The organism is Desulfobulbus sp., from assembly GCF_030824455.1.
GTDB lineage: Bacteria > Desulfobacterota > Desulfobulbia > Desulfobulbales > Desulfobulbaceae > Desulfobulbus.
In genome coordinates this window covers 55,688-69,587 of sequence record NZ_JAVBXR010000004.1, presented here as the reverse complement: position 1 = coordinate 69,587, position 13,900 = coordinate 55,688, and the positions used below count along the sequence as shown (strand labels likewise).

The window sequence follows — 13,900 nt, the reverse complement described above, 5'->3', positions numbered from 1 at the left end:
GAAACTCGCTGCGTGTTTCCGTCGCGTTCCTTTTGCCATTCTCTGCTCCTTGATTCAGCCCCATGTTGGACCTTGTTGGTAGCAGAGTTTCCACTTAACAGCTTGTCCTAATTCCCGGCGCCACTTCTCCTCTGCATATTTGAACAACACCTTGTCATCGAACTCATAGGCGCGCTGGTCTCCAGGGCCATGAAGATATTTCGGCTGTTGCCCGCTAAATTGCGCCAACCACCAAGCAAACGCCAAATACCGCCGGGAATAGGCGATCACCTTCCCGGTCGCCGACTCGGTGATGGTCACTTGGTCGGCATGGTAAATGCCTTTCTCCCGCCACCAGTGATCCAATGGCATAAAACGCACCCGGTAGCATATTGGGGGGAGTTGATTGGGGGATGGGTAAACCTCCGCACGTTCTATGCATTGCTTGATAGCAGCTTTGTTGTGACGCTTATAGTCCGCTATCAGTTGCGGAAAATCTTCAGTGCCCGGATTTGTGTTGAATTGCTCCATTCGTAACCGCAACATCTCAAGCACAGCAAAGTCATTCCCCTCAGCTCGATAAAGATAAATTTTGCCGTCCTCGCCATTCAGAGCCAGGGTCTTAAGATGTACCCCGTCCAGGTACTGCTCCACCATCCATTTACGACCGTAGGCGTCAAAGCCGGGCCAGACATCGTCCTGCCAATAGACCGACTCCGGCGACTCCACCGTCTGATGGATTTCCTGCAAGGGCTCACGGGCAATTATCTTGAAGAGCAGGGAACAGAATAAGGGGCGCCAGAACGGCCCCACCAGCAGCAACATTGCCACCACACATACCGCCTTCTTCGAACCGGTCAACGTTTTAACGACCCACAGCAGTAAGGACCCTACGAAGAGGTACCCGATCACCGCTATCAGAAAAAGTATTCCCATAAATTAACCCTTTGCAGTTATGAGTCTAAGGATAATTGGGTAACAAGGAGGACAATGCACGTTTTTACTCCAATCAGACCATTCCTCGCAAGAGCTTACGGTTGAGTCTATGACAATAAGGTCTACTGTTCTCTCAGGTCTTGGTCGTGGAGAGCCCGTGCAAGACGCGTCGGCTCTCCTCCGCAGGAATCGTGCTCTAACAGCGTATTGGCGGGAATTGGATCCAGATTCGGCCAGGCAGTCGAAAAAACAGCCTCTACCAAACGAAATCAGCTCGACAAAAACAGGCTGTGAACAGTCGGAATATCCTTTGCCGGGGCAATATCAAGTCCTACCGCGCAATGTCCCAGCGTATCCATATCGAACAATAATACTCGCTGGCCCATTGCTGCAAATTCTGCGCGAGATTGACTGAAGTTGTTGTTTTGCCGGTGCCGCCTTTCCGGTTGGTGACGGCAATAATTTCCGCAGGTCCATTCATTAGAACAGCTCAATTTTATTGTCAGAACCACCCGCAGCAGGTGCCTGGACGCCCAATACTGCATTGTGCGTCGTCCGTTGCTCCTGCATGACATAGTTTTCCTTCAACTCTTCAAGATGTGCGTCTAACCCTTTGGCAGGCGGTTCTCCCGTGCCTTCCAGCCAGCGTAGAGTCTCCCCGGCAAATCCACTCTGGATTTCCAGACCAGTATGGACCTGCTCCAAACGTTGACGCAAAATATCCTGAAACTGTATTTCTCCCAGTACAATTGAAACCTCTTCGACAATGATCCTGTTGGCTCCATCAACACCTTTAATGATTTCTTCAAGGTGAGTTGCTGCGGCTTTGAAGCGTCCTTCAACGGACGACATACTCCCCGCCATGTTTTTAAATTTCTCCGCATCTTCATTGCTTGCCATCTTTTGCCGCGCATTTTCTGTTTCAGTCAGAGCCTGCCCGGCAACACGGGTGATTCTGTCAGCTATATCCCGTGCCAATGTGTGGGTCTGATCAGAAAGGTTGCGGACCTCCTCGGCCACAACCGCGAATCCTCTTCCGGCGTCTCCAGCACGGGCCGCTTCTATCTTTGCGTTGAGCGCCAACAATTTGGTTCTATCGGCAATAGCTGAAATATCTTCCACCATCGGACGCATCTGCTCCATCCCCTCCGATAATTTTTCAATCCGAATGAGATTATCCGTCAACTGGTCGACCTGGCTGCCTGAAAAGGCGTTCAGCGCCTCAATGACCTGTTGATTTTTGTGGATATGATCCTGCGTAACAGCGATGAGTTCCATGCTTTTTTCTGAAGATGAACCAATCCGCTCAACCTGGGAGCAGGTTTGATGATGGATATTAGCCATCCTTCCGATCACTCCCAGTACCGCTGTCTCAGTCTGCATGATCGCCTCTTGCAACTGACTACCGAGGACGGCGTTATACTGTGAAAGCTCCAAGACGGTCTGGTGGTAGTTTTCTCTTATACATTGAGCCTGCGCCGAACATTGATTATGCGTGGCAAGGGAAGCAAACGCAATCGACAGATGCCTTTTAAAGATATAGAGAGCACCAACAAGGACTTGAATGGATGCCACTGCACCAGTAAGGGCAATCTCAAGTCGACTGGGGAGCCCTATCCAACGATGCAACAACGGATAAACCAAATAGGCGCACAGAGAGACAAAGAATATAGCGGCTACAACTTTTTTAATGAGTCGTGCTGGTGGTTCCGGGGCATCAAATAACTTGCCCGGATAGTTCAGGTTGATCTTCATGTCAATTCTCCGGTGATTTTCACGCGCCGGGCAAAACCTGTTTGATGACTTTGACCAAATCAGGACCTGTAACCGGTTTGACCAACCAGCCGGTGGCGCCGTTTTTTTTGGCCTCGTCCCTCTTTTCCTGCTTGCTCTCCGTTGTGAGCGCCAATACGGGAACAAAACGGAACCCAGGTAGGGCACGAAGATTTTTTATGAACTCCAGCCCTCCCATATTCGGCATGTTAATATCCGTGATTATGAGATCGGGCTTGACGCCAATTTTAAGCTGATTAAGAGCCAGAACGCCATCCCCCGCGCATTCAACCTTGAACCCATTCAACTCCAGAGCTGATTTGAGGCTCAGTCGCATTGTTGCGGAGTCATCAATCACCATGATGGTCTTTGCCATATCGTCTCCCTTAAATTAATTGCAATGCAGAATCTATCCAGTCGGCCAAAAGCTTGTCTTTCGGCTTGGCAATTATTGAACATTTTGCAGCCATCAACACCTGCAGATTGGCCGGTTGCAGATGAGTGCATGCGGAGAGGTCAATTTTTGCTTTCGGGTGTTTCTGCAGCCACTCCAGAAGACGCTCTGCATCTTCTCCGCTTGCTACATCGGAAAAAACGATCCGATCTTTTTTAAATGTTATCGCCATTACAGGATCTCCTTAATATCAAGCACCATCAACACCGAACCGTCTCCAAGCAGAGCGGAACCGGCATACGCTGAAAGTCCCGCCAATACACCCGTCATAGGTTTCAAGATGATTTCCACTGTTTCCCGGAAGTTATCGACCATGATCCCGACAGATTCATCGCCCAGGCTAACAATCAGCACCGCAAGCTCATCCTCTTCGTTAGCCCTAGGGGGAACATGTTGGCCAAGGAGCGAATTGAGTGGTTTGAGCGGCACAATCCGTCCGCGCAACACTGTAGCCTGATTCTTTTTTATGGTATGGATGTCAGCTCGAGGTATCCGCACTGTTTCTACGACACTGCCTATCGGCACGCCAAAAAGCTGATTGTTGGATTCGACGATCATGACATTGGTTACCGCCATGGAAAGCGGCAGTGAAAGGCGGATTCGAGTACCTCTTCCTTTCTCGCTTTCAAGTTGGAGAGTACCATTGACCTTCTCTATTGCTGTCCTGACGACATCCATGCCAACACCTCGGCCGGATAGGTCGGAAATCACTGAAGCTGTCGAAAAACCGGCGGCAAAGACAAGATTTACCGCCTCCTGGTCAGTGAGTCTTTCCAGTCGCTCATTGTCGATGATCCCTTTTTCCAATGCCAGACGCTTGATAATTTCCGGATCGATACCTTTGCCATCGTCCCTAATTTCAATAACTACCCGGTCCGCTTCCTGGGTTGCGCGGATAAAGATTGTGCCTGTGGCAGGTTTGCCGAGCGCACGACGAACATCAGGCATCTCGACGCCATGGTCCAGACTGTTCCTGACAATGTGCACCAGTGGGTCGCCAAGAGATTCAATAATATTCTTATCGGCTTCTGTTTCCTCACCTTCCAGGATCAGGTTGACTTCCTTGCCAAGCTTGTGAGAGGTATCGCGCACCAGGCGTGGAAATCGCTGAAACACAAAGGATACCGGCATCATGCGCACCTGCATGATGGTATCCTGCATTTCCTCGGCGATACGATTGATAACGGCGTACTGCGACTTGATTTCACGGGAGAGATCCCGCACGCCAAACACATTCTCGGCTCGTCCGGCCAGATACGGCAGCGCGTTCTTTGCAACGACCATTTCGCCAATCAGGTTCATGAGGCGATCTATCTTGACTTGATCGACTTTGATGCTTTTGGGTCCGCTATACGAATCTTCGGCGCGGCGTCCGTACTTGACTTCCTCAACTGACTGCCCGATTTGGGTGGTCGTTGCCGGCTGGACGGACTGCGGCAAAAACGGTGCAGCATCGACGCTCGGTTTAAAATGGCTGTCAAGCCAGTGGAGAAGAGGCGCGGAAGCCCGCTGCGCAAGCGCCTCGTCTAAAGCGGCTCCCAGACTTTGAATGATGCCGTTTGCACCTATTGCATGCAGGCAGCCGGACAGAGAGGCAGCGACCGACTTGAGTCGCCCTGCGAGCCAGGCAATATCATCCGGCAGGGACAGTATTTCACGTTGAGCGGCAATGAGTGCGGTGACTTCCGGACTGAGCATTGCCGGTACGGGTTCCGACTCTTCCTGCGCGAGGTTGTGGGGCAGTTCAGAATTTACATCACCATTAATTCTGGTATCGCAACCTCCGGCAAGCTCGTGCCAAACTGGAGGTGTCATGGTGCGCAATGAGAGGAGAATACGCTCGCACACAAAGACGTTGTCCGGTTCAAGTTCGATTACCAGAAGCAGCCAGCGCAGCGCAGCTGAAAGCCACAGATTCGGATTCGATACATCCAGCATGCTTCGGGTTGCATGCGTTAACCCCGCGATGTTGTTGGCGTGAAGCATTTTAAGGGCATCTGCAACGAAGTCTTCATACACCGGACCGCCATTGGGCTCACCTTGGGGCAGGATCAGAAAACTACCAGGAACCGGAATGATTCGGACCTGATCCGGCACATAACGGTAGTATTCTTGCAGTTCCTCTAACGTTGCTGTGCTGAGAATGCTGAAATCAAGAACACAGCAGTAGGGGTCTAATTCGGCAAGTTTTGGCCAAGGAGTGCGTGCCGTTATGTCTCCCCAAAGTATCCCGGGGGTCTGGCGAGCCTGGTAGAATGGATCGTCTCCCTGGAAAAAGCACTCTTCAACTGGGCTGTAAGCAAGCCAGTGCAGCGGCTTGCCTGTGACGGCGGCACGGTATGCAGCCATGCTGATTTCTTCTGGGATATCAGACAGCGGAAGCTGGTTTGCGGGATCAGGCTGCTCCGGGACAATCGGCAACTCGTTGACCACTGCGCTCGATGCGCCTTCGGTGGTGGGCACGATGACGACAATCAGCTGACGCAGTGAATCCGCAAGACGGACTGAGTTGTTGACATGCTTGGCGTCCGTGCTGCCGTTCGTATCTATTTCGTCACAGAGCAGGCCGACAAAATCCATGGCATCCAGCAACCGGTCGGCAAGAAGAGGCGAGTAGGCGACTTCACCGTTGCGCACTGCATCCATCAAATCCTCGCCCGCATGCAGCACCCGTGTCAATTCAGGCAGATCAAACAGGCCACTGTTTCCTTTCAGGGTGTGGACAAAGCGGAACAGCTCCGTCATCAGCTCGCTGCTCTCCGGTTCTTTCTCCAATTGCATCAGTTTTTCGCCGATACCCTGCAGCGACTCCCGTGATTCGGAAATAAATTGTTCAAGCAAAGGGTTCACTCGTGGACCTCCCCGAGCAACAGGCGACAATTGGTCAATAACTGGTCCGGTTTAATGGGCTTGACGAGATAGAGATTCGCTCCAGAAACCAAGGCACGCATCCTGTCGTTTGCAGAAGCTTCGGTTGAAATCATCATCGCCGGATTTTGCGATATGTCTCGACTGCGTAACTCGCTCAAAAAACTATAACCATCCTGTTTGGGCATATTGACGTCAACGATGTACAGGTCAAAAAACTCCTGTAGAGACTTCTCCATCGCCTCGATACCATTTATGGCTTCATCTACTTGATATCCTGCCCCTTCAAGGATGCTTCGGTAATACATTCGCATCGTAGCAGCGTCATCAACGATAAGAATACGTTTCATTGAGCCTCCATGGATTTTTGGTAGATCACCGCATCTGAAAATTTTCGAACCTGGTACAGCGAAGAGACACGGCTCATGGATTCCGAATGTCCGAGACAGAGAAATCCCCCAGGATTTAAAGCGTCATAGAAGGTGTCCGCTGCTTGACGTCGAGACAGATCATCAAAATAGATCAAAAGGTTTCGGCAGAAAATAATGTCAAATTCTCGGTAACCACGAACGTCTGAAGGTTTCATCAAATTTACCTTGGTGAACTCAACAGCCTGTCTCAAATCGTCGCAGATCTGATAGCCTTCACCATTGTAATGGAAATATTTTTCAAGCAGATTCTTTGGCAGATGCTGTATCGAGCGGTCTGAATAGATTCCCCGTCGTGCCTGTGCAATAATCTTGGTGTCGATATCGGACGAAATGATCTCAACATCCCACAGGTTGATGCCGGGCCAGTATTCCAGCAGGTACATGGCGATGGAATACGGTTCCTCCCCTGACGAGGAGGGGACCGACCAGATACGGATTGGACCTTGCTTTTTCCTCAGCGCTGTTATCTCCGGCAAAATCGAGGAGACCAGACATTTAAACTGGTATTCCTCCCTGAAAAAATAGGTCTCGTTGACCGTCATCAGGTTGGTCAATGTCTGGAGTTCTTGACCGCTCGTTTCAAAGCGAAGGGTGATGAAATAGTTGCGAAAATTGCCGGAATCCGTCGCTTCGATACGCTCGATGAGGCGTTTGTCAACAAAGTAGCGTTTCGAATCCTCGAACTGGATTCCGGTTTTACGGTAGAAGAACTCCCTGAATTTCAAGAACTCTTCATGGCTGAGAGTAATGGGGGCCATTTCGTCACGAACCTCTGATGCGTTTTAGAGCCAGGTCGCTCGCAAAGCTGATATAAGGTTCGTCTGGAAATCGGGCTTTCAGATTTTCCAGGGCCTCCCATGAATAGGAGGTGCCGACTTCACCAAGCAGATCAACCGCCGTAGCGCAGACATTGACATGGGCATCATGTTCAATAACTTCATTCAACCACTCCTCGACCTGTTCGTGCTGGAGTGATTCAAGGACGTTTACCGCAAAAATGCGCACATCCGAGTCGGTGTCTTGAAGCAGTTGGCTCATGATCGGCGCCACTTCGTCAGGCAGCATCTTCATCGCCTCGATCGCCTCATTCCGTAGGGCAGCATCTTCGCTCCGCAGACAGTTCACCAAGCCGGCAACCGCCACTTCGTCACCCAGTTTGGTGAGAGTCGTCAGAATGATTTCCCGTACCGAGCTGTTCTGCTCACGCAGCAGCTGTGCAACCAGTGCTGCGGAAGAATCGAGACAATCGGCCAGATCCCGTGCAGCCCAACGCCGTGCAGTAGGGTTGGGATCGGAAAGCTGCAGTTCAAAACTTGCACAATTTCGCTCTCGTTTTCGTTCACACTGTTCAATTACCTTTTCGGGTTGTTTTTTTATGAACGCCATGATGTTCCTTATGATCAATGAGCCCAGGTGATAAGTTGCCTGGCTATTTTATCGGAAGTCAGGACGAGGCTGGCTCCGCCCCGACTAATCAGTTCCGCCGGCATCCCGAAGACCACAGCAGATTTCTCGGATTCTGCAATGGTGCGCCCCCCCAGTTTTTTGATTTCGGCAAAGGCATCGGCGCCGTCATAGCCCATGCCGGTCAGCATGACCGCAACCACACGGGTAGGATCGCAAAATTCCAGCGCAGAACGACCCAGGAGTTCCACTGAAGGATGCCACATAAATCCCTTGCTTTCCGGTTTGGCGAGCACGGTCAGTTTGCCGTTGCGGTTGCCCAACACCATATCCACTCCCCCTTTGCCGATATAGATCGTGCCAGGGACGACCGGCATCGGCTGGGCAGCTTCCACTACTGTTAGGTGACATATGCCATTCATACGGTCAGCAAAAGGACGAGTAAATGTAGAGGGCATATGTTGGGCTACCAGCACCGGCCAGGGAAAGTCTGCCGGCAGGAGGGGCAAAATATCTTCTAGTGTTCGCGGCCCACCGGTGGAAACTCCGATGATCACCAGCCCCTCATTGCCAAGACCGCGCCTTACGGCAACAGGCTTTGGTTGAGCCGGTTTCTCCCGTTCCTCTCTTAATCGCTGGGCCAGTCCTCGGACTGTCCCTTTGACCTTGGCCTTGGCCGCAGCACGCACTTTGCTGACAAGTACTGTACTGATTTCGTCAATGGACAATGAAATGGTCCCGCCCGGCTTGGTAACATAATCAACGGCGCCGAGATGCAGGGCCTCAAAGGTTGCCAGCGCGCCCTTTTCAGTCAATGATGAGACCATCACCACAGGAACCGGCCGTTCCGCCATGATCAACGAAAGGGCTGTGATGCCGTCCATTTCCGGCATATTGATGTCCAATGTCACCACATCGGGCATAAATTCGAGATTCAGCTCCACCGCCTCCTTGCCGTTATGGGCAGCACGAACGGTAAAATCGCCTTCAGCCTGAAACACCGTATTGAGCAGGCGACGCATCAGCGCCGAGTCGTCAACTATTAGAAGTTTGATCATCCATTCCTCTCACTGAAACCTAATGCAAGTCGCCCTTAAACCTTTTCAACCCCCCGTTATGAAAGGGGGATTGAGAAGGTTTTGTTTACACGCTTTTGTCTACACGCCTAACTCCGCCAGTTTGGTCATATCGTTGCCGTCAATCAGGTGGGTGGGGTCAATCAGTTGAACCATCCGTTGCTGTTTCTCAAGATTGGCCATGCGCGCCATCAGCTTTGCCTGTTCAGTGGAAAGGTGAGGAGCAGGCTCGATGGCGCTCTTGTGGATTTTGAGCACTTCGGCCACTGAATCGACAATAAAGCCGGTCCGCATTCCAGAAATAAGGAAAACCATGACGCGCTGCCTGTCCGAACGTTCGACCGTCGGCATACCGAGACGCCGCCGCAGGTCTATCACCGGCAAGACTGAACCACGCAGGTTGATGACCCCCTCTACAAAAGGTGGGGCCTTGGGAACATGGGTCAGCTCTTCAGGCACCCGAACAATTTCCTGGACGCTATCGATAGGCACCCCAAACTCTTCTTTGTCCAGCCGAAACACCACCACCTGCTCATCATCGTCAGAGGTCATATCATCCAAATCAACATCGTTTTCCCGGTTATTGTCGTCCTGGATGGTTTCCACCGTCGTCAGGGCCTCCTTTACAGCAGAATGCCGAAACAGATTATCGGCAGAGATGATGGAAACCAGCCGTTTACCGTTATCCAACCGGCAAATCTCGGAAATGTCGCCCAGATCGCCCTCCCGGGCCAGTAGACTCGGCATGGCGTCCACGTCGGCCTTAGCCACGCGCAGAACTTCATTGACGCTATCCATAACCACACCCACCGACGACGCCCCCAGAGAAACCACCACAATACGACTGTGGTCGTCGTTTTCCCGACTGGGCAGATCAAACATACGGCGCAGATTGACGAGCGGCAGAAGACGGTTTCGCAGGGTCATGACCCCCATGACATGGGACTCCGAATGAGGTACGTGGATGATCTCTTCCGGTATCTGGACAATCTCCTGAACATCTTCGATAGCCATGGCATATTCCTGACCGGCAACCTCAAAACTTACCAATTGCAGTTCATCGCCGGCAGCATCTTCTTCCGGTTCTGTTCCTTCTGCACCAGTGGAGGCAAGATCCCTGTTTTTGGCAACAGCGGCTATTTCGGCAAATTCCTGCGCAATCAGCTTGGCAAAATCCAGCACCATGATCATGGCGTGTCCGCCGACATCCTTGATCAATCCGGAAAGCAATTCCGTATTCACCGTGCTTCGAATGGATTCCACCCCCTCGATCTTGTCTGGTTCAACACCAACAACACTGGCAACCCGATCAACGACGAACCCCAGCGGCTGCCCGAGATCAATCACTATGGCCCGGGTTGAATCGTTGTATTCCATTTCATCGAAGCCAAAGACGCGTCGAAGGGAAATAATAGGAAGCACCTTGCCGCGCAAATTGGCCAGTCCCTCCAGAGTATGCGGAGCCAACGGCACCCGCACGACATCCGGCACACGGATGATCTCCTGTACCGGCGCCATATCTACGGCAAAGACTTCTTCACCGGCAATGAAGGTGACAAACTGACGGATATCCGATTCCTGCCTGTCCAAGTCGTCGTCTTCACTCAGTTGCTGTAGACTTTCTTGTTCTTCCATGATTTCTGTTGTCATTGATTCCACTCCCGTCAGGCTGCTTGCAGTTCGTCGGCAAGAGAGGCTATTTCTTCAATGGCAGCAGCCAGTTCTTCGGCGCCTTGGGACTGTTGTTTGGCGGCAGCAGCGGATTCGGTGGCGGCTTTGTCGGCTTCCTGAGCGGCTGAGGAGATCTGCTCGATCCCTTTTTTTACCTGCCCTATGGCAGTGGCGATCTCGGCGGAAGCTGCCAGAATTTCTTTTGTGCCTGTCTCAACTATGGCGATGTCGGTTTCAATAAGAATCAGGTTTGCAGTAGAGACCTTAGCTTTTTCCACTTCGCTCAACGCCGTAACAACGATCTCGTCGAGGTCGCGTCCCACCATGCCGATCTGATCCTGGACTGCCTTTACCAAATCCTTAATACGGTCAGCATTCTCGGCAGAATCATGGGCCAGGTTGCGAATATCTGTGGCAACAACCACAAAGCCTTTGCCGAATTCTCCGGCCCGTGCCGCTTCGATGGAGCCGTTCACCGCCAGCATGTTCGTCTGGATGGAAACGGTAGTGATCGCATCCACAATTTTGTCGATGCGCCGTGCGACCAACTCCAGATCCTTGATCTGTTTAATACTGGCTCGTGAGCCGGCAGCTGAGGTGGAAACACCAGTTATTAGGGCGTCAATTGAGGTTTTGTTGATGCCCAGCAGGTTCTTGATGGCGGCAATTTTTTCTGTACCGAGGGTGGCGCGAGTCTGGGCAATCTCTGCCCCTTTCTCAATTTGGGTAATGGCAGCGGCTGACTCCTCGGAAGCTGAAGACTGCACTTCGGCCCCTTTACGAATCTGTTCAATGGCCACCATGATCTGGGTGCCGGAACGATTGATTTCCGACACGGCGGAGGAGAGTTGTTCAGCGGCTGAAGCCACTTCCTCAGCGCTCTTGGCAACGTCAGTGGAATTTTTGAGCTCTTCAGTCAACTCTGAGAGGTCTTTAGCGGTTTGTTCACACTCAGCCAGGGCTTTGGTCTGCTCGTCCACGGTCTTGGACGACTCTTCGGATGCGGCTGACTGCTCTTCGGCTGCTGCGGCAATGGCTTCGGTGCCCTTCAAAGCCTGATCGGCCGCTACACTGGATTGGGAAGCTCCGGTAGCGATCTCTGCGACCCCCTTGACAATCTCGATAGCGTCAAGCCGTACCTGTTCGAGCTGTAGAGTAATGGTCTTGCCGTTTTCGACCTCCCCCTCAACGGTCTTGGCCGAATCGCTGATTCCTTCAGCAATTACTTTCACTTCCTGCTGGATCTGTCCGACCAAGTCAGAGATCTGCTTGGCGCTCTTTTCGGAGGTTTCGGCCAGCGTCCTGACTTCATCCGCCACCACAGCAAAACCCTTGCCGTGCTTGCCGGCTCGTGCTGCTTCGATTGCGGCATTGAGGGCCAGCAGGTTGGTCTGGTCGGCAATTCTCACAACTGCCTTGATGATATCGCCAATACTGGCGGCCTGTTTTTCCAGTTCCGCCACCAGCTCTACCGAAGCATTCTGGCGCTGGGCAGCCACGGCCACATTGGTTACCATTAACGCTATGTCAACGCTGGTCCTGGCTACCAACTGTTGCGTTCCCTCAGCCTTTGCCTGACTAATATCAGCGTTTTGCAACTGACGTGAAATGGCCGTGCCCACCTGTTTGAAGGCTGCCAGGCATTCCTGGGCAGCACCGGAGGCCTCTTCGGCGCCGGCAGCGATCTGGTCGGAGGCACGTTTCAGTTCCTCAGCTGCGGAAGCGGCCTCGTTGATGCCAGCGGACAACTCACCAGTGGCGGCGGCTATCCGTTCGGCGGCCTGTTGCTGTTTGGCCAGCGTGCGGGCCTTCTTGCGCTGCGCTTCCGCTTCACGGGCTGCAACGGCAGAGGTTTTCCCCTCCGGAGTGGAAGCGGTTTGGGATAAGTGTATCGATTTTTTCACAAGGGCCATGGAGCATCTCCTTTGGGTTTTGCTTCCGTATTGGCAACGGAAGCATTGATATAATGACTAAACAACGTTCTGAAATCATTTTTGCTTAATCTGCATCGCAGCCAGTGCGGCGCCGCGTCAATCTGGGATGGTTTCATCTCGATCATCGCCTCCTGCACACTGTCGGCCAACCCACTCAGGACGACATTTTCACCTGCCTTCGCCAATTCAACCGAAATGTTGAAGGTGCTGAGTGGTTGGATGTGTTCCTGAACAGTCAATTTCAGCTGCAAGTCGATGACCGGCACGAGACAACCACGCAGGTCGATGACACCCTGCATGAAGTCCGGCAACAAGGTTCCTTGGGTTAGGCTCGACAACTCAAGTATCTCCCGCACCCTCGCCCCATCGACAACAACCAGCTCATCGGCCATTGTGAAGGTAAGGTATTGGATCATTTCGATTTCTTCGTCCACAGCCTGCTCTCTCCCTGTTTTGAGTTGATTAACAAGTCTGTAGAACAGGACTACAATAAGCGTGCCGTTGCTGAACGGAGGGTTGGAACAGATCGTGGAGTGTTACGGGAGGGGGGCTTGTGGAAGGGGTAGGACAGGAATTCGGGAGAGGGCCGACCGTACCATGTTACAGTTCACAGTGTTACGTGTAACAGTGCAGCTGTAACATGATACGGTGCAAAGGGGGCCTTAAGGAGGAATGCGGTTAAAGCGTTACTCCGCCAAACCTTTCTTGATTTGCCTGTACACGGTAACTCGGCTGATACCAAGCAGTTTGGCGGCATGGGTTTTGTTGCCACCGCTCATCTCCAGGGCTTCTTCCAGGGTGAGGTTATCTTTCAGGGGTGGTGGAGATAAGATTCTCGAGGACAGATCGACATCGGCCAAAGCGGAATCAATCAACGTCGGCGGCAGATCTTGCACGGCAATAATTTTCGATTTGCAGAGAATACTGGCGCGTTCTAAAGTGTGTTCCAGTTCACGAACGTTGCCCGGCCAGGTATAACTATTAAAAACATCAATGACATCACTTGAGCCCCCTTGAATAAGTGTACCCAACTTTTATATTCAACTTTGCGATGAAGTGGGAGGGCAACAGATCGACAGCAGTTCCCGATATCCCGTCACGTCCTGTTTTTGGGGGATATGAAGGAATCGGCTTTCGTAAACTTTTTGGAGCAAGCGCATGGACGGTACAAGCGGTTGGCCAAGCTACGGCGAGCCACCGGGGCACTTAGCTCAATAACTCATTAAAAATACATAATAAAATTATCGACAACTCGGCATTTTTTTCTTGACAGCGCCTTGAGGGCGGGAATTGATTTTTCATGGAATTTTAAACAATTACATGGGAGATCGATCATGCAGTCACTAAAAATTATCTCAACCAAGGCCTTACAGT

At 51.9% G+C, this 13,900-nt stretch carries 14 protein-coding genes; all 14 read right to left on the bottom strand.

Features of this window, described 5'->3' with window-relative positions; all coding sequences use genetic code 11:
- Positions 1-54: 54 nt before the first annotated feature.
- Positions 55-915, bottom strand: coding sequence for a hypothetical protein (locus tag RCH93_RS00350; RefSeq protein WP_306545981.1), 861 nt, complete (start codon positions 913-915; stop codon positions 55-57).
- Between the two features lie 331 nt (positions 916-1,246).
- On the bottom strand, positions 1,247-1,396 hold the full coding sequence (locus tag RCH93_RS17865; RefSeq protein WP_373693235.1) for a ParA family protein: 150 nt from the start codon (positions 1,394-1,396) through the stop codon (positions 1,247-1,249).
- Positions 1,396-2,670, bottom strand: a complete 1,275-nt coding sequence (locus RCH93_RS00345; RefSeq protein ID WP_306545979.1) for a methyl-accepting chemotaxis protein — start codon at positions 2,668-2,670, stop codon at positions 1,396-1,398. Before RCH93_RS00345 ends, RCH93_RS17865 begins: the two co-directional genes overlap by 1 nt.
- A 19-nt stretch (positions 2,671-2,689) precedes the next feature.
- Positions 2,690-3,064 (bottom strand): response regulator, encoded by a 375-nt coding sequence (locus RCH93_RS00340; protein WP_306545977.1) that lies wholly within the window; start codon positions 3,062-3,064, stop codon positions 2,690-2,692.
- Between the two features lie 10 nt (positions 3,065-3,074).
- Positions 3,075-3,314 carry a hypothetical protein gene (locus tag RCH93_RS00335; RefSeq protein ID WP_306545975.1) on the bottom strand — a complete coding sequence of 80 codons (240 nt, stop codon included), beginning with the start codon at positions 3,312-3,314 and terminating at the stop codon, positions 3,075-3,077.
- Positions 3,314-5,992 (bottom strand): ATP-binding protein, encoded by a 2,679-nt coding sequence (locus RCH93_RS00330; RefSeq protein WP_373693234.1) that lies wholly within the window; start codon positions 5,990-5,992, stop codon positions 3,314-3,316. The genes RCH93_RS00335 and RCH93_RS00330 overlap by 1 nt, the downstream gene beginning before the upstream one ends.
- Positions 5,989-6,360, bottom strand: coding sequence for a PleD family two-component system response regulator (locus tag RCH93_RS00325; RefSeq protein WP_306545971.1), 372 nt, complete (start codon positions 6,358-6,360; stop codon positions 5,989-5,991). The genes RCH93_RS00330 and RCH93_RS00325 overlap by 4 nt, the downstream gene beginning before the upstream one ends.
- Positions 6,357-7,199 carry a protein-glutamate O-methyltransferase CheR gene (locus tag RCH93_RS00320; protein ID WP_306545969.1) on the bottom strand — a complete coding sequence of 281 codons (843 nt, stop codon included), beginning with the start codon at positions 7,197-7,199 and terminating at the stop codon, positions 6,357-6,359. The genes RCH93_RS00325 and RCH93_RS00320 overlap by 4 nt, the downstream gene beginning before the upstream one ends.
- Positions 7,200-7,203: 4 nt before the next feature.
- Entirely contained in the window at positions 7,204-7,827 is a 624-nt protein-coding gene (locus tag RCH93_RS00315) for a HEAT repeat domain-containing protein (RefSeq protein WP_306545968.1), read from the bottom strand.
- Positions 7,828-7,841: 14 nt separating this feature from the next.
- Positions 7,842-8,903, bottom strand: a complete 1,062-nt coding sequence (cheB, locus tag RCH93_RS00310; protein WP_306545966.1) for a chemotaxis-specific protein-glutamate methyltransferase CheB — start codon at positions 8,901-8,903, stop codon at positions 7,842-7,844.
- 99 nt (positions 8,904-9,002) lie between these two features.
- Positions 9,003-10,571, bottom strand: a complete 1,569-nt coding sequence (locus tag RCH93_RS00305) for a chemotaxis protein CheW (protein ID WP_306545964.1) — start codon at positions 10,569-10,571, stop codon at positions 9,003-9,005.
- A 14-nt stretch (positions 10,572-10,585) separates the two neighbouring features.
- Entirely contained in the window at positions 10,586-12,505 is a 1,920-nt protein-coding gene (locus RCH93_RS00300) for a methyl-accepting chemotaxis protein (RefSeq protein WP_306545962.1), read from the bottom strand.
- Positions 12,493-12,960 carry a chemotaxis protein CheW gene (locus RCH93_RS00295; RefSeq protein WP_306545960.1) on the bottom strand — a complete coding sequence of 156 codons (468 nt, stop codon included), beginning with the start codon at positions 12,958-12,960 and terminating at the stop codon, positions 12,493-12,495. Before RCH93_RS00295 ends, RCH93_RS00300 begins: the two co-directional genes overlap by 13 nt.
- Positions 12,961-13,212: 252 nt before the next feature.
- Positions 13,213-13,557 carry a helix-turn-helix domain-containing protein gene (locus RCH93_RS00290; RefSeq protein WP_306545958.1) on the bottom strand — a complete coding sequence of 115 codons (345 nt, stop codon included), beginning with the start codon at positions 13,555-13,557 and terminating at the stop codon, positions 13,213-13,215.
- Positions 13,558-13,900: the final 343 nt, after the last annotated feature.